This window comes from Actinomadura rubteroloni, assembly GCF_002911665.1.
Classification (GTDB): Bacteria; Actinomycetota; Actinomycetes; order Streptosporangiales; family Streptosporangiaceae; genus Spirillospora; species Spirillospora rubteroloni.
Map to the genome: position 1 here is coordinate 836,945 of NZ_MTBP01000001.1, position 24,771 is coordinate 861,715.

Sequence of the window (24,771 nt, forward strand, 5' to 3'; positions counted from 1 at the left end):
GAACGCGGCGGCCGGGCGCCGACGGGGAGGGTCCCGCGGCGTGGGTCCGGTGGGTCGGTCACGCTCCCGGGGGCGGCCGGGACGCCGGCGGGACGGCCGTTAACGGCAAGTGAAGCAACCTCCCCGTCGGGGGGTCGCCGAGCCTCTGCCAATACCGCCGGTATCGCTACAGGTCACGGCGCCCGTCTTGACGAACAACAGATCATCCGGCCTTGGCGCAGCCGATTCGTGCGCGGTGAAGAGGTGGTGACGGCGCCTCGGATCGGTTCCACTTCGAGTGCACGGCCGATCGGTCACGATAAATACGGAAGTTAGGCTCCTGTTGTTCACTTCTATCGTGGCCAGTTGTGATCCCGGAATTCGCGCCTCACCATAACCTAGAATCGCAATCGGAAGTCGGGTGATCCATGTCACATTGAAGCGCAAAGGGCTGTGATTGATACTTCCAAAGGTTGCCCGAAGGCCGATGGTGTTAATTCGTCATTCGCACGTGGGCTGACCTCGGGAAATGCCTTATTGGGTCGTTGATCCATTACGGAGAGTGCCCGGGGTCCGCTTTTGTGTGTTCGTTGAACGGGCAATCTCCAGCGATTTCGACGGCGGCGGCACGCCGTCCCGGGAAGGACCCGATGACCGATCCACGGATGTTCGCCGAGACCTTCAAGATCACCGCTGACAATCCGCTGGTGGGAGGGCACGTCGTGTACGGCGACCCCTTCCTGCCGGGGGTCGGCCACGTGGAACTGGTGCTGGAGGTCCTCGCCCGCAACGGCGTCCCGCTCGCCGAGGCCGAACTGCGCAGTCTCGTGATCCTGGAACCGCTGGTCGTCCGGCCCGACGCGCCCGTCACGGTCACGCTGGAGGGACGTCCCGCGCCCGCGGGCGGAGTGCGGGTCGAGGTGCGGGGCCGTGCCGTCGGCTCGGCCGAGGTGCTGCACGCGACCGCCGTGGCCGAGCCCGGCCCCGCCGGGCCGCTGCCGGGACGGCTCGACCTTCCGGCGGACGCCCCCACGGACATCCCGATGGACCAGATCTACGCCTGGTGCCGCGACCACGACCTGGTCCACTCCGGCATGATGAAGCCCACCGGAACGGTGCACCGCACCCCCGGGAGCTGGGTCGCCGAGGTGCGCCTGGCCGAGGACCAGCGCTCCGGCGCGGACCGCTTCCTCTTCCACCCGGCCCTGTTCGAGGCCGGGCTGCTGGGCGCGGGCGTGGCCGCCGGGATGCTCTACGACGGTGACGACGAGCCCGGCGCGGGCCTCTACCTGCCGCTCGCGTTCGAGTCGTTCCGGGCGACGGCTCCGCTCGGCGACCGGTGCTACGTCCGGGTCCCGGCCGAGGCGGTGCGGCGGGACGACGAGCTGATCCGGATGTCGCTGGAGTTCTTCGACGCCCAGGGCCGGCAGGTGGCCAGGCTCGACCGGTTCGCGGCCAAGCGGGTACGGGCCGGTTCGGCGCTGCGCACCCGGAGCACGACCGCCCCGCGCCCCGCCCCCGCCGCCCCGCGCCCCGCCCCCGCCGCGCCGCGACCCGCGGCGACTGCCGCGCAGCGACCCGCGACCGCCGCGACGCCACCCGCCGCCGCGCAGCGACCCGCGCCTGCCGCGCAGCAGCCCGCGCGTGCCGCGACTCGACCCGCGCCTGCCGCGCCGCGACCCGCGTCCGGCGCGGACGGCACGGATCTGGTGGAGCTGCTGCGCGACCTTGTGGCGTCGCGCCTCGGGACGAGTGCCGCCGACGTGAGCGCCCACGTCGGCTACTACCAGCTCGGGCTCGCCTCCGCCGACCTCGTGGGCGTGGTGGCTGCGCTGGAGGACCGGCTCTCCCTGGCGCTGTCGCCGACCGTCATCTTCGAGCACACCACGATCGCGGAACTGGCCGCCCACGTGGAGATGCTCCGGGGCGACGGGCCGGCCGGGAACGGCGTCCTGGCCGAACTGCGCGGCGAACTGGCCGCGCTGCTGAGCCTGCCCGCCGGGGAGCTGGACGAGACGGGCGAGTTCACCGAACTCGGTCTCGACCTCGCCGGCGGGTCCGCCTTCGTGGAGTGGCTGAACGACCGCTACGGCCTCGCGCTCACGCCCGCGGCGCTCGCCGCGCACCCGACCGTGGGCGGACTGGCCGACCACGTGGCCGCCCTGCTCGGCGGCCCGGACGTCCGGACGGCCGCGCATCCGATGCTGGGGCCCGCGACGGACCGCGCCGACGGAGTCGTGCGCGAGGCGCGGTTCGACGGCGGCGAAGGGTACCTGCGGGACCACCGGGTGCGCGGAACCGCGCTGCTGCCCGGAGTCGTCCACCTGGAACTGGCACGTTCCGCGACGGCCGCCGCGCTCGGCGCGGGGCCCGGGGACACGGTGCGGCTCGAAGACGTCGCCTGGCTGCGGCCCGCCGCGTCCGGTCCCGACGGCCTGAACCTGCGGGTCACCGTGCGCGGCACGGGCGGACGCGTGGAGTTCGAGATCACCGGCGACGACGGCGCCCCGTGCTGCCTCGGCCGGGCGAGCCTCGCGGCGGACGCCGGAGGTGAACCGGCGAGCCTCGCGCAGGCCCGGGAGGCGTGCGCCGGGGAGATCCCGGTGGCGCAGGTCTACGACGGCCACGCCCGCGCCGGGCTGGCCTACGGTCCCGCCCAGCGTTCCCTGACCGCGCTGCGCACCGGCACCGACGCGGCCGGCCATCCCCAGGTGCTCGCCGAGCTGAGCCTGCCCGCCGACGCGGATCCGCTGCCGGGGTGCGTCCTGCACCCGGCGATCCTGGACGGGGCGCTCCAGGCGACGGCGGGGCTGCGTCCGTCCGGCGACGCCGAGGAGCGGCGGCCCGCGCTGCCGTTCTCGGTCGGGCGGATCGACGTGCACGGCCCGACCCCGGCCCGCGCGTTCGCCTGGACGCGCTACCGCCCCGGCAACGGCCCGGACACGCGGCAACCGCTGCTGGACGTCACCGTCTTCGACGAGTCCGGCCGCGTCGCGGTGGACCTGGCGGGCCTCGCCACCCGCGCCCTGCCGGCCGTCCCCGCCGAGGCCCCCGCTCCGGCGGACGGCGACGTCGCCATCGTCGGAGTCGCGGGACGTTATCCACAGGCGGCGGACCTGGACGCGTTCTGGGAGAACCTGCGCTCCGGCCGGGACTGCGTGACCCGCGCCGACCGCTGGGCCGACGGCGAGGACCACTGGGGCGGGTTCCTGGACGGGATCGACCTGTTCGACCCGGTCTTCTTCCAGATCTCCCAGCGCGAGGCCGAGTACCTCGACCCGCACGAGCGGCTGTTCCTCGAATGCGCGCACCACGTCCTGGAGGACGCCGGGTACACCGGTGACCTGCTGAGCCGCACCAGCGGCAAGGTCGGCGTCTTCACCGGGGTGATGTACCAGGACTACCAGCTCTACGGCGCGCAGGCCCAGGAGCGGGGGCTGCCGGTCGCGCTGTCGGCCAGCGCGGCGTCGGTGGCCAACCGCGTGTCCTACTTCTACGGGTTCACCGGGCCGAGCATGACGGTCGACACGATGTGCTCGTCCTCGCTGACCGCCCTCCACCTCGCCTGCGAGGCCATCCGGAGCGGCCAGATCGGTGCCGCGCTCGTGGGCGGCGTGAACCTGACCTCCCACCCCGGCAAGTACCTGCTGCTGGGACAGCGCGACTACCTGGCCGGCGACGGCCGGTGCCGCAGCTTCGGCGAAGGCGGCGACGGCTATGTGCCGGGCGAGGGCGTCGGAGCGGTGCTGCTCAAGCCGCTGGCGCAGGCCGTCCGGGACGGCGACCACATCCACGCCGTCATCAAGGGGACGGCGGTCAACCACGGCGGACGCACCACCGGCTACTCGGTGCCCAGCCCCGCCGCGCAGAGCCAGGTCATCGTCGCGGCGATCGAGGACTCCGGGGTCGATCCCCGGACCGTCGGCTACCTGGAGGCGCACGGCACCGGGACCTCGCTCGGCGACCCGATCGAGATCGCCGGGCTGACGAAGGCGTTCCGGGCCCTGGACGGCGCGCCGGAACACCTCGCCGTCGGCTCGGTCAAGTCCAACATCGGCCACGCCGAGAGCGCCGCGGGCATCGCGGGGATCACCAAGGTGCTGCTCCAGTTGCGGCACGGGCAGCTCGTCCCCAGCCTGCACTCGGCCACCCTGAACCCGCGCCTCGGCCTCGACGGGACCCCGCTGTCGGTGCAGCAGGACCTCGCGCCGTGGCCGCGTCCCGCCGGGGAACGTTCCCCGCGCGTCGCGGGCGTGTCGAGTTTCGGCGCGGGCGGGGCGAACGCGCACGTCGTCCTCGCGGAGTACGAGCAGCCCGCGCCGCCGTCCGGCGGGCCGCGCCCGCAGTTGTTCGTGCTCTCCGCGATGAGCGAGGCCCAGCTCGCCGAGCAGGCGCGGCGGCTGGCGGCCCGGCTCGGCGCACTCACCGAGGACGAGCTTCCCGGCGTGGCCTGGACGTTGCAGACCGGCCGACTCGTCCTGGAGGAGCGGCTGGCGTTCGCGGCGGACTCGGTCGCCGAGGCCCGCGCGCTGCTGACCCGGTTCGCGGACGCGCCGGACGCGCCGGGTGACTGGCTGCGCGGCTCGGTCTACCGGGACGTCGCCACCGATGAGGCCGAACTCGCCGGAGCCGTCGCGGCGTGGTCCGGCCGAAGCGACGCCGGCCCGCTGCTCCGGGCGTGGACGGCGGGCGCCACGGTGCCGTGGGAGACGGTGCGGACGTCCCGCGCGGGCGGACCGCCGCCGCGCCGGGTCCCGCTGCCGGGCTACCCGTTCGCCCGCGAACGCTGCTGGGTCGACCTCGGCGAACCCGCCCCGGCCGGGGCGGACGCGTCGGGCGAGGTGGTGCTGCTGCGCCGCCGCTGGGTCGCCGGTGAGTCGCTGCCGCCGAGCGGCGTGTTCGCCGCCCGCGCGGTGGTCGTGTTCGGCGCGCTCGCCGCCGCCGAGCGCGAGACGCTGCGGGCCGCGCTGCCGCCGGGGACCACGTGCCGGTTCTTCGACCTCGCCGACGGGACCGTCGGCGACCGGTACACCGAGGCGGTCACGGAGACCTTCGCGGTCGTCCAGGAGATGCTGCGGGACGGGGGGCCGCGGCCTGCGCTCCTGCAAGTCGTACTGACCGGGCCGGAACCGGACGGGCTCGGCTGGTTGCGCGGCCTCACCGGCCTGCTGCGGACGGCCTCACTTGAGGACCCGCGCCTGCGCACCCAGCTTCTCGACTGCCTCGACGGCGCGTCCGCCGCGCAGGTGGCCGACTGGCTGACCGCCGACGCCGAGCCCGAGGTGCGGTACCGCGACGGCCGCCGGTACACCGCCGTCCTCGACGAACTCGGCGCGGACGGCCCGGACGCGGCCCCGTGGCGCGAGAACGGCGTCTACCTCGTCACCGGAGGCGCCGGGGCGCTGGGGCGGATCATCGCCGCCGACGTCGCCGCCTCGGTCGGGCACGCCACGGTCGTTCTCGTCGGCCGGTCGGCGCTCACCGCCGAGCAGGCCGCCGCGCTCGACGCGCTGCGCGCCGCAGGCCTGACCGTCGAGCACCGCCGCGCGGACGTCGCCGACCGCGCCGCGACCGAGCGGCTGCTGGCCGGTGTCCGCGCCGACCACGGACCGCTGACCGGGATCGTCCACGGCGCGGGGTCCACCGACGACCGGCTCATCGTGGCGAAGTCGGCCGCCGAGCTGGAGCGCGTCCTCGCCCCGAAGGTCGCGGGGCTCGTCCACCTGGACGAGCTGAGCCGCGACGAGCCGCTGGAGTTCCTGGTCTGCCTCTCCTCGGCGAGCGGCGTCTTCGGCAATCCGGGCCAGGCCGACTACGCCGCCGCCAACGCCTTCCTCGACGCCTACACCGCGCACCGCGAACGCCTGGTCGCGGCGGGCGAGCGCAGCGGCCGGAGCGTGTCCATCGGCTGGCCCCTGTGGGCGGACGGCGGCATGGGAACGGACGCGGCGGTCGCGGACCGGCTCCGGGCCATGGGCGTGGTCCCCCTCGACACCCGGCGGGGCCTGGCCGCCCTGCACCGGATCATGAGCGACGCCGACGCCACGGCGGAAGGCGGAACGATCGTGTACTCCGGCACCCGCGAGACGCTGTCCCGCCTCACCGCACCGGCCGCCCCGGCGCCTGCCGCCCCCGTCCCCGCCGTCACTGCGCCTGCCGCCTCCGCGCCGCCGGTGTCCGCGTCGGCGGACCTCGGGGCGCTGGAGGAGCGGACGATCGCCCATCTCCGCCGGGTCCTCGCCGGGGTCCTGAAGATCGCTCCGGAGCGCATCCACCCGGACGCCCCGCTGGAGCGGTACGGCATGGACTCCGTCCTCGCGGTCGAGACGGTCACCTCCCTGGAGGAGGTCTTCGGCCCGCTGGCCCGGACGCTGCTGTTCGAGTGGCCGACGCTCCGGGATCTGGCCGGGTACCTCGTCGCCGACCACGCGCCCGCGCTGCGCGCCCTTGTGGGCGAGCCCGCCCCGGCCCCGGCCGCACCCGCCGTCGTCCGCGCCGAGGCCGCACCGGCCGTCGCCGAGGCCGCGCCGGCCCGGTCGTCCCGGAGCGTGCGCGGGTCCGGGGACGTCGCCGTCATCGGCATGGCCGGCCGCTACCCGCAGGCCGCGGACCCGGACGCGCTCTGGGACGTCCTCCGCGACGGCCGCGACTGCGTGACCGGCCCGCCCGCCGGACGCTGGGACGGCCTCGGCGGAGCCGGGTCGCTCGGCGGCTTCCTCGACGGGATCGACAGGTTCGACGCCGCCCTGTTCGGCGTCGCGCCCCGCGAGGCGGAGGTGATGGACCCGCAGCAGCGGCTGTTCCTGGAGACCGTGTGGGAACTGCTGGAGAGCTGCGGCGTCACGCAGGACGTCCTTCAGCGGAAGTACGAGCGGAGGGTCGGCGTCTACGTCGGGGCCGCCTACCAGTTGTACCGCGCGGACGCCGCCGACCCCGCGCTGGCCGCGCTCACGTCCACCGCGTCCTACAACCTCATCGCCAACCGGGTCTCGCACTTCTTCGGGCTGGAGGGCCCGAGCCTGGCCGTCGACAGCATGTGCACGTCCTCGACCGTCGCCATCCATCTGGCCTGCGCCGACCTCGCGCGCGGTGAGAGCGAACTGGCCGTCGCCGGGGGCGTGAACCTGGCGGCGCACCCCGACAAGTTCCGGGGCCTGGCCGAGATGCGGTTGCTGGGCACCCACGCGGGCAGCCGCAGTTTCCGCGCCGGGGACGGCTATCTGCCCGCCGAGGCCGTCGGCGCGGTGCTGCTCAAGCCGCTCGACGCCGCCCTGCGCGACGGCGACACGATCCACGCCGTCATCAAGGGCACCGCGTCGGCCCACAGCGGCCGGGGCAACGGCTTCCTCGCGCCGAGCCGCAAGGCCCAGGAGACGGTCATGCGCCGCGCGCTGGAGAACGCGGGCGTCGCGCCGGAGACGATCGGGTACGTCGAGTCGTCGGCCAACGGCACCGCGATGTCCGACGAGATCGAGCTGAGCGCGCTGCGCGAGGTGTTCGCGGACGCGGGCGAGCCGGTGGCGGTCGGAAGCGTCAAGTCCAACCTCGGGCATCCCGAGGCGGCGTCGGGCGTGGCGCAGCTCACCAAGGTCGCGCTCCAGTTCCGGCACCGGGAACTCCCCCCGCTCGCGCAGGTCGGCGCGCCCAACCCCGACCTCGGCCTGGACGGCGGCCCGCTGGTCCTGTGCGAACGGCTGACGCCGTGGGCGGAACGTTCCGGCACGGCCAGGCGCGCCCTGATCAACTCCGTGGCGGCGGGCGGCAGCCACGTCAGCCTGGTGGTCGAGGCGCCGCCGGAGATCGCGCGGGAGGCCGAGCCGGACACAAGGCCCCAGCTCGTGGTCCTGTCCGCCCCCGACACGGACCGGTTGCGGGAGGCCGCGCGGCGACTGGACGACTACCTCGCCGAGCACACCGTGGACCTCGTGGACGTCGCCGCGACCCTGCACCGGGGCCGCGAGGCGATGGCGGCGCGGCTCGCCGTCGTGGCGGGCTCGGTCGCGGAGCTGAGGAGCGGCCTCGCGCGGTACCTGGCCGGGGACGAGCAGGTCGCCGCGTTCGCCGGGCCGGTGACGCGTACCGGCGACGCCGCCGACGACACCGCCGCGCCGCTCCTGGCAATGCTCGACGGCGTGCGCGGCGAGGCGTTCCTCGCGGCGCTGGCCGCCGACCGCGACCTGGACCGGCTCGCCGAACTCTGGGTGCGCGGCGTCCCGGTCCCCTGGGACGTGCTGCACACGCCGGGCCGGCGGCTGCTGCCCCTGCCGGGCACCGTGTTCCGGCGGGGCGGCTACTGGCTGGACCGAGCGCCCGCCCCCGCCCCGGCCCCAGTCGTCGAGACCGTCGAGGCCGTGGAACCCGGCGGGACGCGGGACGTCGTCCTCGCGGCCGTCGCCGACGTGCTCGGCTACCGGCCGGACGAGATCGGCGCCGCCGACGACTTCCTCGCCCTCGGCGGCCACTCCCTGCTCGCGCACCGGCTGAGCGTGCGGCTGCGCGACCGGGGCGTCCACTGCGACCCGGTCGACATCCTGCGGGCCCGGTCGATCGCGGCCATCGCCGACGCGGCGGCACCGGAGGCGCCGCCCGTCGCGGAGTCCGCCGCCCCGCTGATGTCCCTCACCGAGGAGGAGCGGGCGACGGTCGCCGCCGCGGTCCCGGGCGGAGCGGCGAACGTCCAGGACGCCTACCCGCTCGCCCCGATGCAGGAGGGGATGTACCTCCTCTACGCCAAGGACGGGCACGACCCGTACGTCTCGTCCGGCCTGTTCGCGTTCGCCGACCGCGCCGCGCTCGACCGGTTCGTCGCGGCGCTGCGGGCCGTGACCGCCCGGCACGACGCGCTGCGGACCGTGATCCTCTCGGCGGGCCTGGACCGGCCGTTGCAGGCGGTGCTGCGCGACGTGGAAGTCCCGGTCGAGGAGATCGAGCTGACGCCGGGCCGTCCCGCCACGGACCAGCTCGAAGAACTGCTCGCCGAAGCCCCGCCGATCCGGCTCGACCGCGCGCCGCTGATCCGGCTGCGGGCGGGACGGCACCCCGACACCGGGACGTGGCACGCGGCGATGAGCCTGCACCACGTGATCCACGACGCGTCCTCCCTCGGTCTGCTGTTCGGCGAGATCGTCGCCCATGCCGAGGGCCGCGCCGAGACGCTGCCGGAACCGCCGCACTACCGCGACTTCGTGGCCCACACGCTGCGGCAGCGCGCGGACCTCGACCCCGCGACGTTCTTCACCGGCATGCTCGGCGACGTCGACGAGCCGACCGTGGTCTTCGGGCTGCGGGACGTCCACGGCGACGGACGGCAGGTCCTCGACGTGCGCAGGCCGCTGCCGGAGGCGCTGGGCCGACGCGTCCGCGCGGTGGCGGCCGAGCTGCGCACCAGCCCCGCCGTCCTGTTCCACGCCGGCTGGGCGCTGGTCGTCGCGGCCTGCGCGAACCGGGACGACGTCGTGTTCGGCACCGTCATGTCGGGCCGGATGCGGGGACCGGCCGGGGTCGAGCGGATGATCGGCACGTTCATCAACACGCTGCCGATCCGTTTCGACCTGGCCGGGCTGAGCGCGCGGGACCTGGTGACGCGCGCCGAGGAACAGATGCACGGGCTCGTCCGGCACGAGCAGGTCCCGCTCGGCGAGGCCAAGAGCCACAGCGCGCTGACCGGCCCCGAGGCGCCGCTGTTCAACGTCATCTTCAACTACCGGCAGCTCCCGGACGACGAGCGCGTCGACCGGCTCCTCGCCCGCGTGGGCGTCACCCCGCTGTCGGAGGCCATCCAGCGCAACAACTTCCCGGTGACCGTCTCCGTGGACGACCACGGCGACGCGTTCGAGATCGACGCGCAGATCCACCGGGCGCAGAGCGCGGACGCGGTCATCGACTGCCTCGAAACGGCGATGGCCTCGCTGCTCGACGCCCTCGCGGACGAAAGCGCCGACCTCCCCGCGCTCGGCCTGTCCGTGACGTCCGAGACGATGCTCCACCGCGAACTGGTCGAGCACGGCTGGACGGCTGTGGCATCGGACGCGGGAGACGCGGACCGTCCCCTGCACCGCTGGTTCGAGGACGTGGCCCGCGAGCGCGGCGGCGCGGTGGCCGTCCGGTGCGACGGCCGCGAGCTGAGCTACACCGAACTGAACTCAAGGGCGAACCGCCTGGCCCGCCGCCTCCGGGAGCGGGGCGTGGGACGCGGGTCGCTCGTGGCGCTGTGCCTGCCGCGCGGCGAGTGGCTGGTGGTGGGCGCGCTGGCGGTCGTGAAGGCGGGCGGCGCGTACGTGCCGGTGGACCCGTCGGCCCCCGCCGAGCGGACGGGCCACGTGCTCCGCGACTCCGCCCCGAAGGTCGTGCTCGTCGCGGGCGGCGTCCCGGACGGCCTGACGGTCGGCGACGGCACCGCCGTGGTCGACGTCGAGAACCGGGCGGAGTGGGCGGACCTGCCGGACGGGGACCTGGAGCCGCCGGCGGAGTCGTCGGCCGCGGACCTCGCGTACGTGATCTACACGTCGGGCTCGACCGGGCTCCCGAAGGGCGTGATGATCGAGCACCGCCACGTGACGCGGTTCTTCCTGGCCGCCCAGGAGTGGTTCGGCTACCGCCGGGGCGACGTGTGGACGCTGTTCCACTCGTTCGCGTTCGACTTCACCGTCTGGGAGATGTGGGGCGCGCTCCTGCACGGCGGCCTGCTCGTGGTCGTCACCCGGGACGTGGCGCGCAGCCCCCGCGCGTTCTACGAGCTGCTGTGCGACGAGGGCGTGACCGTGCTCGGCCAGACGCCGACGGGGTTCGGCCAGCTCATCGAGGCGCAGGACGAGAGCGGACGCTCCCACCGGGTGCGGACGGTCGTGCTCGGCGGTGAACCGCTCGACGCGACCGCGCTGCGCCCGTGGTTCGAGCGCCCGATGAACGCCGACACGACCCTGGTGAACATGTGGGGGACCACCGAGACGACGGTGGTCACCAACTACCGCGAGGTCGAGGAGTCCGAGACCCGGCTGACGACCCGGCCCATCGGCACGCCGATGCCCGGCCTCGGCGTGTACGTGCTGGACCGCAACGGCCGTCCGATGCCGACCGGCGGCGTGGGCGAGCTGGTCATCGCGGGCGGGGCCGTCGGACGCGGCTACCTGAACCGGCCGGAGCTGACGGCCGAGCGCTTCCTGCCCGACCCGTTCCGGGACGGTCCGGACGCCCGGATGTACCGCACCGGCGACCTCGGGCGCAGGCTCCCCGACGGGTCGCTGGAGTTCCTCGGCCGCAACGACGACCAGGTGAAGATCCGCGGCTACCGCATCGAACTCGGCGAGATCTCCGCGCGCCTCAACGACCACCCGGCCGTGGAGGACAGCCGCGTGGTCGTGCGGGGCGACGGCGACGACCGCCGCCTGGTCGCCTACGTGGTGCCGTCGGCGCGGACCGCGCGGCCGGTGCGCGAACTGCGGCGCCTGGCCGCCACCGACCCCGCAGCCCTCGCGGATCTCCGCGAGCTGCCCAACGGGCTGCCGGTGTTCGGACGGGACGGCACCGGAACCCGCTCGCAGAGGGTCTTCGACGACGCGAGCCCGCTGCGGCACGGCATCACCCTCGCCGAGGACGCCCGCGTCGTGGACCTCGGCGCAGGTTCCGGGCTCGGCGCGCTGTTCGCCGGACTGCACTGCCCCGACGGCAGGGTGTACGCCTACGAGCCCGAGCCGGCGGCCCGCGACGCGCTCCGCCGCAACGCCGCCCTCTACGGCCTGGCCGTCGAGATTCTCGAGAGCGCCGACCCGGCCGAGGCCGGGACCGACCGGATCGACCTGCTGCTGCTGGACGCCGAACGCGTCGGGTACGACGTGCTCCGGTCCGCCGTCGCGTCGGCGGAACCCGTGGTCGACCGGCTGGTCGTCGGGCTCCGCGACGTCGGAGGACGCCACGACGACGTCATGGCGCTGCTGAAGGAACACGGATTCGACGCCGTGAGCGAGCCCGACGACGATGTCCCGGACCGGTACGACGTCTACGCCCGCCGCACCGGCTCGGCCGCGCCGCCGCCCCGCCCGACCGCGCTGCCCCGGTGGACGGACGAACAGGTCCTGCTGGTGGAGCTGGACTCCGTCCTGCGGGTGGCGCTCCCGCCGTACATGGTGCCGTCCGGGTACGCGGTGCTGCACGAACTGCCCCTGACCGGCAACGGCAAGCTCGACCAGCGCGCCCTCCCCGAGCCCGAGGCCATGCGGCGGCCCGACGGCCCCGAGACGCCGCCGGGCACCGACGCCGAGCACGTCATCGCGGCGATCTGGTCCGAACTGCTCCATCTCGACCCGGGCCTGCTCAGCACCGAGAGCGACTTCTTCGCCCTCGGCGGCAACTCCCTGCTGGTCACCCGCGTGATCAACATGGTCAAGCAGCGGACCGGCGCCGAACTGCGCGTCCAGACCGTCTTCGACGCGCACCGGCTGGCGGAGCTGGCGGCCGTGGTCGAGTCCTGCACGTCCGGCGACGGCCCCGACGCCGCGCTGGACCTGGACGAGATCAGCCGGAGCATCAGCCTCATCGAGAGCCTGACCGACGCGGAACTCGGCGATCTGGACCTCGACACCGCATTCCTCGACAGCGACAGCCAGGCAGAGAGGCGATGATGAGCACACCGCAGCCGGACAGCGGGCACGAACTGATCCGGAAACTCCAGGCTCTGCCGGCGCACCGGCAGAGCGCGGTGCTCGCGCTGCTGCGCAAGCGCGGCGTCGACGTGTCGGCGCTGGACTTCATCCCGCGCGTGCCTCGGGACGAGCCGATCGCGCCGTCGTTCGCGCAGCAGCGGCTCTGGTTCCTCGCCCAGTTGGAGGGCGCGAGCCCCCAGTACAACGTGCCCATCGCGCTCCGCCTGGACGGGAAGCTCGACCGCGACGCGCTGCGCCGCGCGCTGACCGGGCTGGTGGACCGGCACGAGGCGCTGCGCACGCGGTTCGAGGACCGCGACGGCGTCCCGTTCCAGTGCGTCGGCGACGGCTCCGACTTCACGGTGCGCGAGCGGGATCTCGGCGTCGCCGACGACCTCGCCGAGCTGTGCCGCGAAGAGACGCTGGCCCCCTTCGACCTCGCCCGCGACCCGCTGATCCGGGCGCTGTTGCTGCGGCGGAGCGACACCGAGCACGTCCTGGTGCTGACGATCCACCACATCGCCTCGGACGGCTGGTCGATCGGCGTGCTGTTCCGGGAGCTGAACGTCCTCTACGAGGCGGCGCGCGAGGGCCGGGACGCGGCCCTGGACCCGCTGCCGATGCAGTACGCGGACTTCTCCCACTGGCAGCGTCAATGGCTCACCGGCGACGTCCAGGCACGCCAGGTCGACTACTGGAAGGAGCGGCTCGCCGGGGCCGAGGCGGGCCTGACCCTGCCCACGGACCGTCCGCGTCCGCCCGTCCGGGGGCACGCCGGCGCGCGGGAGCACTTCCGGTGCTCCGCCGACCTGCTCGAACGGCTCCGGCAGGTGAGCGGACGGTACGACGCCACCCTCTACATGACGTTGCTGGCCGCCTACTCCGTCGTGCTCCACCGCTACACCCAGCGGACGGACATCGCCGTCGGGACCGTGGTGGCCAACCGCAACCGGGCCGAGACCGAAGGGCTCATCGGCCTGTTCGCCAACACGCTCGTCATGCGCAACGACCTGGCGGACGACCCGACGTTCGCCGACCTGCTCGCCCAGGTGAAGCAGACCGCCCTCCACGCCTACGACCACCAGGACGTGCCGTTCGAGGCCGTGGTGGACGCCCTCCAGGTCGAGCGGAGCCTCAGCCTCTCGCCGGTCTTCCAGACCGTGCTCGTGCTCCAGGAGGCCCAGGCCGAACCGGATCTGCGGCTCGGCGACCTGCGGGTCGACCCGGTCGACTTCGACTTCGACCTCGCCAAGTTCGACCTCACCCTGGACCTGCGCGAGGCCCCCGACGGCCTGACGGGCGCGGTGGAGTACAACACGGACCTGTACGACCGCGCGACGATCCAGCGCTTCGTGCGCCACTTCACCACGCTCCTGTCCGCCGTCGCGGACCGGCCGCGCGAGCGCGTCTCGCGGCTGGAGCTGATGGACCGGGAGGAGACGGACCGCCTCGTCGGGGAGTGGACGGCGCCGTCCGCCGTCCCCGCGCCGCGCCCCCGGCCGCTGCACACCTGGTTCGAGGACGTGGCGCGCGAGCGCGGCGACGCGGTGGCGGTGCGGTGCGACGGCCGCGAGCTGAGCTACGCCGAGCTGAACGCGCGGGCGAACCGGCTGGCCCGGTCCCTGCGCGAGCGGGGCGTGGAGCGCGGGTCGCTCGTGGCGCTGTGCCTGCCGCGCGGCGAGTGGCCGGCCGTGTGCGCGCTGGCGGTGCTGAAGGCGGGCGGCGCGTACGTGCCGCTGGACCCGGCGGCGCCGCCCGAGCGCGCCCGGCACGTGCTGACGGACTCCGCCCCGACGGTCCTGCTGGTCGCGGGCGGAGTGCCCGCCGACCTGGACGCCGGCGGCGTCACGGTGATCGACGTCGAGGCCGGGGAGTGGACGGGCCTGCCGGACGGGAACCCGGAACCGCTCGCCGGGGCCTCGGCGTCCGACCCCGCCTACGTGATTTACACGTCCGGGTCCACGGGCCGTCCGAAGGGCGTGGTGGTCGAGCACCGGCAGGTGTCCCGGCTGTTCACCGTCACCGAGGACGAGTTCGGCTTCGGCCCCGACGACGTGTGGACCCTGTTCCACTCGTTCGCGTTCGACTTCACCGTGTGGGAGATGTGGGGCGCGCTCCTGTACGGCGGCCGGCTGGTCGTGGTCCCGCACGAGATCGCGCGCAGCGCCGCCGACTTCTACGCGCTGCTGTGCGACGAGGGCGTGACCGTCCTGAACCAGACGCCGAGCGCGTTCGCCCAGCTCACCGCCGCGCAGGGCGACGACGGCCGCCCGCACCGGCTGCGGACGGTCGTGTTCGGCGGCGAGGCGCTGGACACCGCCGCGCTGCGCCCCTGGTTCGCGCGGCCCGTCAACGGCGCGACGACCTTGGTGAACATGTACGGGATCACCGAGACGACCGTGCACGTCACCAGCCGCGTCATCACCGAGGCCGACGCGGAGCGCTCCGCCAGCCCGATCGGCTCACCCCTGCCCGACTTGTACGTGTACGTTCTCGACGGCCACGGCGTGCCGGTGCCGCCGGGCGCCGTCGGCGAGATGTTCGTGGGCGGCGAGGGCGTGGCCCGCGGCTACCTGAACCGGCCGGAGCTGACCGCCGAACGTTTCCTGGACGACCCGTTCCGTCCGGGCGCCCGGATGTACCGGACCGGGGACCTCGCCCGCCGCCGGGCCGACGGCACGCTGGACTTCGTCGGCCGCAACGACGACCAGGTGAAGATCCGCGGCTTCCGGATCGAGCCGGGCGAGATCTCGGCGTCGCTGCGTCGGCACCCCGGCGTCGGCGGGTGCGCGGTCGTGGTGCGCGAGGACCAGCCGGGCGTCCGGCAGCTCGTCGCCTACGTCGTGCCCGACGGCGACGCCGCGCCCGGCCTGCGCGCCGAGCTGGACGAACTCGCGCGCCGGTCGCTGCCCGACTACATGCGGCCCGCGTCCTACGTCCTCCTGGACCGGCTGCCGCTGACCACCAACGGGAAGCTCGACACGGCCGCGCTCCCCGTCCCCGACATCGGTTCCTACACCGGACGCGAGGAACGCGAGCACGTCGCCCCGGCGACCGCGACCGAACGGGCCCTCGCCGACATCTGGGCCGACCTGCTCGGGTTCCCGGCCGGGCAGATCGGCGTCGAGGACAACTTCTTCGCGCTCGGCGGGCATTCGCTGCTCGTCACCGTCCTCGCCGCCCGGCTGCGGGAACAGGGCCTCGGCCTCACCGTGCGGGACCTGTTCAGCATCCCCACCCTGGCCGCGCTCGCGGCGCGGATCGACGCGGGCGACGGCGCCCCGGCCGGCCGCGCGGAGGCCGTCGTGCCGCCGAACCTGGTCCCCGACGGCTGCGAGCTGCTGACGCCCGCCATGCTGCCGCTGGTCGCGCTGGAGCAGGAGTACCTGGACGTGATCGCGGCGCACGTCCCCGGCGGGGCGCCCAACGTCCAGGACGTCTACCCGCTGGTGCCGTCGCAGGACGGCATCCTGTTCCACCACCTGATGGACCCGGAGAACGACCCGTACGTCATGTCCGGGATGTTCGTCGCCGACGACGAGGCGGCGTGCGCGGCCTTCCTGGACGCGCTCCAGACGCTCATCGACCGCCACGACGTGATGCGGACGGCCGTGCTCACGGCCGGGCTGCCCGAGCCGGTGCAGGTGGTGCACCGGTCGGCGACGCTGCCGGTCGAGCGGATCGAGCCCACGGGGGACGCCGAGGCGCACGCCCGTGAGCTGCTCGGCGACCCGGCCGTCCTGCCGCCGGACCGGCCGCCGATGCTGAAGGTCCGCCTGGTCCCCGACCCGGACTCGGGACGGCGTTTCCTGGTGGTCAACTTCCACCACCTCATCGAGGACGCGACGTCGCTGCGCCTGATCGTCGACGAGCTGACGGCCCACATGGCGGGCCGGGACGACCTGATCGGCCCGGCGCCCGCCTACCGGGACTTCGTCGCCCGCACCCTGCACGGGCTGCGCACGGGCGACGCCGAGAGTTACTTCCGCGACGTCCTCGGCGACGTCACCGAGCCGACCGTGCCGTTCGGCCTCGCCAACGTGCGGGGCGACGGCCGCCGGACCCGCAAGCCGCGCCGTTCGCTGCCCGCCGACCTCACCCGGCGGCTGCGGGCCGAGTCCGGGCGGCTCGGCCTGAGCCCGGCGTGGCTGTACCACGCGGCGTGCGCCCGGGTCATCGCGGCGGCGAGCGGCCGGGACGACGTGGTGTTCGGCACCGTGATGTCGGGCCGCCTGGCGGCGGTGCCCGGGATCGAGCGGATGCTCGGCAACTTCATCAACACCCTCCCGCTGCGGGTGCGGCTGGCCGACCGGACCGTCCGGGAACTGGTCGAGGAGGTGGCGACCGGGCTGCGCGAGCTGATCGTCCGCGAGCAGTCCTCGCTGAGCCTCGCCCAGCGGTGCAGCGGCCTGGAGAGCGACACGCCGCTGTTCAGCGCCGCCATCAACTTCCGCCACTTCGACGCGCCGGCCGAGGAGGCCGCGGTGCCGACGCTGGCGGCCCAGGGGATCGGCTCGGTCGAGTTCGTGGACCGCACGAACTACCCGATGGGCATGTCGCTGGACGACCTCGGCGACGAGATGTCGCTGACCGTCCAGGTCGAGGAGGGCGTGGAGCCGGAGGCGCTGCTGACCTACGTCGAGACCGCCCTCGCCGGGATCGTGGACGCGCTCGCCGCCGACGACGGCCACGGCACCCGCGCGCTCGACGTGGACGTGCTCCCCGCGCAGGAGCGGCGGCGGCTCGTCGCGACCGGGCGGGGCGAACTCCACCCCTACGAGCGGGACGCGTGCCTCGCGGAGCTGTTCGAGCGGCAGGCGGCCCGGCGGCCCGACGCGGTGGCGGTGCGCTTCGGCGGCCGGACGCTGACCTACGCCGAGCTGAACCGGAGCGCGAACCGGGTGGCCCACCACCTGCGGGCGACCGGCGTCGGCCCCGACGTGCTCGTCGGGCTCTGCGCCGACCGGTCCCCCGACCTGGTGATCGGCCTGCTCGGCGTCCTCAAGGCGGGCGGCGCGTACGTCCCGATCGACCCGGGCTACCCCGAGCAGCGGGTCCGCGCCATCCTCGACGGGTCCCGCGTGCGCGTCGTCCTCGGGCAGTCGACCCTGCGGGACGGCCTGCTCGACGGCGTGGACGAGGTGATCCACCTCGACACGGGCGCGCGGGCCGCCGACGGCGCGCAGGTCCTCGCCGCGATGCCCGAGGACGACCCGTCCCACGCCGGCGCGTCCCCCGGGAACCTCGCCTACGTCATCTTCACCTCGGGCTCCACCGGCAGGCCCAAGGGCGTCCTGGTGGAGCAGCGCGGGGTGGCCCGGCTCGTCCGCAACCCGGACTACTTCGCGGCGGACGAGGACACCGTGGTCATGCACCACTCGTCCATCTCGTTCGACGCCGGCCCGCAGGAGGTGCTGACGCCGCTGCTGGCGGGCGGCGTCCTGATTCTGCACGACGGCGACTCCAAGGACCCCGCCCAGTTGCTGGACGTCGTGGGGCGCGCGGGCGTCACCACGATGCTGCTCTCGGCGGCGCTCCTCCCGGACTTCGTGGTCGCCGCGACGGGCCGGGACCTGCCGCTCCGCTACCTGGCCGTGGTCGGCGACACCTTCTCCGCCCGGGACGTCCGCAGGCTGTGCGCGGAGCGCCCGGACCTGACCGTGGTCAACGGCTACGGCCCGACCGAGAACAGCATCGCCTCGACCTACCACGTGATCCCGCGCGACATCGCCGACGACGCCCGGATCCCGATCGGCCGTCCGATCCCGCACACCACCGCCTACGTCACCGACGAAAACCTCCGGCTCGTCCCGGACGGCGTCATCGGCGAGCTGTGCCTCGGCGGCGCGGGCGTCGCGCGCGGCTACCTCCGCGACCCGGTCCTGACGGCCGCGCGGTTCGTCCCCGACCCGTTCGGCGACGACCCCGGCGGGCGTCTCTACCGGACCGGCGACCTGGTGCGCAGGCTCCCCGACGGGACGCTTGAGTTCCGGGGCCGCGTCGACGACCAGGTGAAGGTCCGCGGGTTCCGGGTCGAGCCCGGCGAGATCGAGACCGTCCTCCAAGCCCATCCGTCGGTGCACAGCGCGGTGGTCGTGCCGCGGACGGCGGGCGAGGTCCACACCCTGAACGCCTACCTGAGCCCCACCCGGGAGTGGCTGGACGCGGCGGCCGAAGCGCAGGTCGCCGAGCATCTCGGCCAGTGGCGGCGGCTGTTCGAGGAGCAGTACTCCCGTACCGGCGAGGAGGAGACGCCCGACGACCTGAACCTCGCCGGCTGGGAGAGCAGCTACACCGGCGAGCCGATCCCCGAGCCCGAGATGCGCGAATGGATCGACGGCACGGTCGCGCGCATCGCCGGGCTCCGCCCGAAGCGGATCCTGGAGGTCGGCTGCGGGACGGGCCTGCTGCTGTTCCGGTACGCCGGGGACTGCGCGGCCGTCCACGGCATGGACATCTCCGGCGCGGCCCTCGCCGACGTGCGCCGGGGGGCCGAACGCCGGGGCTGGAACCACGTCGCGCTGCGGCAGGGCGACGCCCTCGCGGTGGCCGAGCTGGCGGGCGAGGACCCCTTCGACGTAGTGGTGCTCAACTCCGTCGTCCAGTATTTCCCGAGCCGCGCGTACCTCGACGAGGTGCTGACCCGGATCCTGCCCCTGGTCGCCGACGGCGGCCGTGTCCTGCTGGGCGACATCCGCAACCTCGACCTGTTCTCCGCCCACGTCTGCGCCGTCGAGCGCAGCCGGGCGGGCGTCCCGAGCACCGCCGGGGCGCTGGCGGCGCAGGTGCAGCGCCGCCGCAGGCAGGAGACCGAGCTGCTGGTGAGCCCCGCCTACTTCACGGGGCTGCCCGGACGCTTCGACGGGGTCGGCTCCGTGGACGTCCTGGTCAAGCGCGGGCTCGGCGGCAACGAGATGCTCTCCTACCGCTACGACGTGGTGCTGACCAAGGGTTCCGCGGTCCCGGCCGGCGACCATCCGTGGCTGGAGGCCGCCGAGCCGGCCGACCTGGTGGCGCTCCTGGAATCCGGCGCGCCCGACCGGTTCGGCGTCGTCGGCCTGACCAACCCGCGCATCGCCGACGACGTGCGCGTCGAGGCGTCGCTGACGACCCTCGCGCCGTCCCGGCAGGTGGAGCCGCTGCCCGGCGGCGACCGGCTGTCGGCGGACGCCCGGCGGCGGATCGCGGACCTGGAGGCCGCGCTCGCACGGGCCGAGGAGCTGGGGTACGAGGTGGCGGCCACCTGGTCGCAGGACCGGCCCGACGGGCTGGACCTGGTGCTCGGCCGGGGCGGCCTGCCGCCCGTCCGCGCCCGTTCGGCCTACCGGAACCCGCGCCCGGCGAACGTCCCGCAGGCCGGTCTGCTGGGCGGCGGGCTGGTGCGGGAGCTGCGCGACCACCTCGGCGAGCGGCTGCCCGACTACATGGTCCCGAGCGCGTTCGTCGTGCTGGAGGACCTGCCCGTCACCGCGCAGGGCAAGGTCGACAAGCGCGCCCTCCCGGCCCCCGACGAGCAGGACGTCGCCAAGGAGATGTACGTCGCGCCGCGCACCGAGGCCGAACGCACGATGTGCCGTCTCGTCGCCGGGGTCCTGGAGATCGAACGGGTCGGCGTCCACGACAACTTCTTCAACCTGGGCGGGCACTCGCTGCTGGCGACGCGCCTCAACCTGCGGGTCAAGAAGACGACGGGCGCCGAGCTGCCCCTGGAACTGATCCTCGCCGCCGCGACGATCGAGGACATGGCCGCCGCGCTGGCCGAGGCGCTGGCCGACGCGGCGCCGGAGTCGCCGCCCGACCTGGTGCCGGACGTCCCGGCGGCGGAGGGGACGGAGGCGCCGCTGTCCACCGGGCAGCGCGACCTGTGGTTCCTGCGCGGCCCCGACCACCTCGGCGCCGCCCACGACAACGTGCAGGTCGCCCTGCGCCTGCGCGGCCCGCTCGACCGGGCGGCCTGCGCGGGCTCCGTGCGCGTCCTCGTGGAACGGCACGCGATCCTGCGCACCAGCTACGTGGAGCGGGACGGGGTCACCGTCCAGCGGGTGAACGGCGCGGACGGGTTCGAGGTCGTCCCCGTCGCGATCCCCGGGGAGGCCGCGTTCGCCGAATGGGCGCGGGCCGAGCGGCTGCGCCCGTTCGCGCCGGCCGACCGGCACATGCTCCGCGCCCACCTGGCGGCCCTCGCCGAGGACGACCACGTGCTGGTGCTCACCCGGCCCTGGGGGATCTTCGACGGCTGGTCGACCGGCATCCTGCTGGCCGAACTGCTGGCGGCCTACCGGGAGCTGAGCGACGGCCGGGAACCGCTGCTCAAGCCCCTGTCCCTCCAGTACGCCGACTACGCGGCCTGGCAGCGGAGCGTGGTCGACGGCGCCGTCCTCGACCGGCAGCGGGACTACTGGCGGACCCGGCTCGCGGGGCTGCCGGAACGGCCGTCGCTGCGCACCGACTACCCGCGCTGCCCGGTGCGGACGCACCAGGGCGCGGCGGTCGAGTTCACCGTCCCCGGCGAGCTGGCCGACCGGGTGCGCGCGTTCGGCGCGGAGCACGGGGTCTCGCTCTACACGACCCTGCTCGCGGCCTACGCCGTGCTGCTCGGCGGACATTCCGACGACCCGGAGCTGGCGATCGGCTCCCCGGTGACCAACCGGCCCGCGCCGGAACTGGAGGAGGTCGTCGGCTACTTCGTCAACGCCCTGGTGATGCGGATCGGCGTCGCCCCCGGGACGTCCTTCGCCGACGTCCTGGCCGCGACGGCGAAGACGGTGGCCGAGGCGCAGGCGCACCGCGACCTGCCGTTCGAGGACCTGGCCCGGGACCTCGTGCCGGACCCGGACCCGTCCCGCCCGCCGCTGTTCCCGGTGATGTTCAACCTGGCGGCGACGCCCGGCGGCGGCGCCCGGCCCCCGGCCGACACCGGCGGTCTGGACGTCGAGCTGCTGCCGGGCGGAGCCGGGACGGCGCGGTTCGACCTGAACCTGTCGCTGCGCGAGACCGGCGCGGGCCTGGCGGGCCACCTGGAGTACAGCACCGACCTGTTCGCGCGGGCCACGGCCGAACGGCTGGCCCGCGACTTCACGCTCCTGCTCGACCGGGCCGTCCGGCACCCGGACCGGGACCTGGACCGCCTGCGTTCCGGGCCGGACGAACAGACCACGCAGCAGGACCTTTCGGGAACCCAAGAGAAAGAGGCCGAACGTGAGTAGTGCCGAAGAGTTCGACGTCATCGTGGTCGGTGGCGGGCCCGGCGGTTCCACGCTGGCCGCCCTGGTCGCCAAGCAGGGACATTCGGTGCTGGTCCTGGAGAAGGAGCACTTCCCGCGGTACCAGATCGGCGAGTCGCTCCTGCCGTCGACGATCCACGGCGTCTGCCGCCTGACGGGCGCGGCGGACGCGCTGGCGAAGGCCGGCTTCCCGCTGAAGAAGGGCGGGACGTTCCGCTGGGGCGCGAACCCGGAGCCGTGGACGTTCTCGTTCGCGGTGTCCCCGCAGATGGCGGGACCGACCTCGACCGCCTACCAGGTCGAGCGGTCGAAGTTCGACAAGATCCTGCTCGACAACGCCCGCGAGCGCGGGGCGCGCGTCCAGGAGGGCTGCTCGGTCCTGGACCTGCTGGAGGACGGCGACCGCGTCACCGGCGTCCGGTACACCGACGACCAGGGCGCGGAGCGGCGGGCGACGGCGAAGTACGTGGTCGACGCGTCCGGCAACAAGAGCCGGCTCCACGACAAGGTGGGCGGCAAGCGCGAGTACTCCGAGTTCTTCCGCAACCTCGCCCTCTTCGGGTACTTCACCGGGGGCAAGCGGCTTCCCGAGCCGACGCGCTACAACATCCTCTGCGTCGCGTTCGAGAGCGGCTGGTTCTGGTACATCCCGCTGAGCGACTCGCTGACCAGCGTCGGCGCGGTCGTGCGGCGCGACATGGCCGAGAAGGTCCAGGGCGACCCCGAGACGGCGCTGAACGACCTGATCGCCGAGTGCCCGATGATCGCGGACTTCCTGTCCCCCGCCGAGCGGGTGACGACCGGCCAGTACGGCGAGATCCGCGTCCGCAAGGACTACTCCTACCACCAGACGGAGTTCTGGCGGCCGGGGCTCGTCCTCATCGGCGACGCGGCCTGCTTCGTGGACCCGGTCTTCTCGTCCGGGGTGCACCTGGCGACCTACAGCGCCCTGCTCGCCGCCCGGTCGATCAACAGCGTGCTCGGCGGCGTCCTGGACGAGGAGACGGCGCTGCGGGAGTTCGAGGCCCGCTACCGGCGCGAGTACGGGGTGTTCTACGAGTTCCTGGTGTCGTTCTACCAGACCCACCAGGCCGAGGGTTCCTACTTCTGGGCGGCCAAGCAGCTCACCCAGAGCGCCCGGCCGGAGCTGGAGGCGTTCGTGGAGCTGGTCGGCGGCGTCTCCTCGGGCGAGGCCGCCCTCGGCGACGCCGAGACCCTCATGAAGCGGCTGGAGCAGCAGTCGGCGGAGTTCGGCTCCGCCGTCGGCGCGACCGGCGGGGACGGCGGCGGCTGGGTGCCGATGATGAACTCCCCGGTCGTCCGGGACGCGATGGTCGAGGGCTCGAAGGTGCAGTTGCAGGCGATGCTCGGCGAGGACGCCGAGGAGGAGCCGCCGCTGTTCGAGGGCGGTCTCGTCCCGTCGGCGGACGGGCTGCTCTGGCGGAAGAGCACGTGAGCGTGAGCGACCGGCCGCCGGCCGCGCCGGAGGTCCAGGCCGACCCGAAGCGGTTCACCGCGCTGGCGGTGATCCTCATCGCGGCGTTCATGGACCTGCTGGACGCGACCATCGTCAACGTCGCGGTGCCGAGCATCCAGCGGAACCTCGACGCCGGGTACTCGGCCCTCCAGTGGACGATCGCCGCCTACGGCCTGGCCCTGGCGGTGCTGCTGATCACCGGCGGCAGGCTCGGCGACATCTACGGGCGCAAGCGCGTGTTCCTCGTCGGCATGGCGGCGTTCACGGTGAGCTCGCTGGCCTGCGGGCTGGCGGGCAGCCCGGAGACGCTGATCGTCGCGCGGCTGGCGGCGGGCGCGGCGGCGGGCCTGATGATCCCGCAGGTCCTCGCGATCATCCATGTCGGGTTCCCGCCGCAGGAGATCGGCAAGGTGATCGGCCTCTACGGGTCGATCACCGGCCTGGCCGCCGTGCTCGGGCCGGTCCTCGGCGGGTTCCTGGTCCAGATCGACCTGTTCGGCCTCGGCTGGCGCTCGGTGTTCCTGGTGAACGTGCCGGTGGGCGTCTTCGCGCTCGTCGCGGCGGCCAGGCTGGTGCGGGAGTCGAGGTCGCCGGTGCCGCTCAAGGCGGACCCGGTCGGCATGCTGCTGGCCAGCACGGGCGTCGGCCTGCTCACCTACGCGCTGATCGAGGGCCGGGCGCGGCACTGGCCGGCCTGGTCGATCGGGGCGATCGCCGCCGCCGTGGTGATCCTCGGCGTGCTCGTCGCGCACCAGGTGGCGCGGCGGCGGCGCGGCGGCGACCCGCTGGTGGCGCTCGGCCTGTTCCGGGCGCCGGGGTTCGCGGCGGGGCTGCTGGTGATGCTGATCTTCACCCTGGTGATCTCGGGCTTCGCCGTGGTGTGGACGCTGTTCATGCAGAGCGGCATGGGCTGGTCGCCGATCCACGCGGGCCTGACGGCGCTGCCCTACTCGTTCGCGGTGGCGGTCGGGGCGACGGTGGCGTTCAAGTCCTTCGTGCCCCGCCTGGGCCGGCGCACGATGATGATCGGCGCGCTGGTGATGGCGTCCGGGCTGGCCCTGTTCGCCGGGGGGATGGCCTGGGAGGGGACGTCGTTCAACTCGCTGGAGCAGGCGCCCGCCCTGCTGGTCGTCGGGTTCGGCATGGGCCTGATCGTGGCCCCGCTGACCAACGCGATCCTGTCCGGCGTGCCGCCCCGGGACGCGGGCTCGGCCACCGGACTGATCAACACGGCCGGGCAGCTCGGCGGCGCCATCGGCGTCGCGCTGGTCGGCCTGGTCTTCGCCCCCGCGCTCGGCGCGCCGTACGACTACCCGGGGCACGGCCAGACCGCCCTGTGGTGGGCGGTGGCGGGGACGGCCGTCGTATTCGCACTGCTGTTTGGGCTGCCCGCGAACTGGATGCGGCGGCAGGACTGACGATGCCGGAACGCCGCGCGGAGGCCCGTTGCTTC

General features: G+C 74.2%; 3 protein-coding genes and 3 pseudogenes. All 6 read left to right on the forward strand.

Annotated features, from left to right (window positions below):
• Positions 1–629: 629 nt before the first annotated feature.
• The 6 genes and pseudogenes from BTM25_RS03885 (at position 630) to BTM25_RS03900 (ending at position 24,736) form a co-directional block, all read left to right on the forward strand.
• Positions 630–12,596 (forward strand): non-ribosomal peptide synthetase, encoded by an 11,967-nt coding sequence (locus BTM25_RS03885; RefSeq protein WP_103561365.1) that lies wholly within the window; start codon positions 630–632, stop codon positions 12,594–12,596.
• Positions 12,596–17,200 (forward strand): annotated as a pseudogene (locus tag BTM25_RS30860) (amino acid adenylation domain-containing protein); the annotation flags it as partial. The gene BTM25_RS03885 and the pseudogene BTM25_RS30860, both read left to right, overlap by 1 nt.
• 231 nt (positions 17,201–17,431) lie before the next feature.
• A pseudogene (locus BTM25_RS30865) lies at positions 17,432–18,766 on the forward strand (amino acid adenylation domain-containing protein); the annotation flags it as partial.
• Between the two features lie 201 nt (positions 18,767–18,967).
• A pseudogene (locus BTM25_RS30870) lies at positions 18,968–21,823 on the forward strand (condensation domain-containing protein); the annotation flags it as partial.
• Positions 21,816–23,297: a tryptophan 7-halogenase gene (locus BTM25_RS03895; RefSeq protein ID WP_103561367.1), complete on the forward strand. Its 1,482-nt coding sequence runs from the start codon at positions 21,816–21,818 to the stop codon at positions 23,295–23,297. The pseudogene BTM25_RS30870 and the gene BTM25_RS03895, both read left to right, overlap by 8 nt.
• Before the next feature lie 2 nt (positions 23,298–23,299).
• Positions 23,300–24,736 carry a DHA2 family efflux MFS transporter permease subunit gene (locus BTM25_RS03900; protein ID WP_146058944.1) on the forward strand — a complete coding sequence of 479 codons (1,437 nt, stop codon included), beginning with the start codon at positions 23,300–23,302 and terminating at the stop codon, positions 24,734–24,736.
• The last annotated feature ends 35 nt before the right edge of the window (positions 24,737–24,771 follow it).

Coding starts and splice junctions, on each gene's coding strand:
- BTM25_RS03885 (WP_103561365.1), top strand. CDS start 630: ATGACCGATCCACGGATGTTCGCCGAGACCTTCAAGATCACCGCTGAC.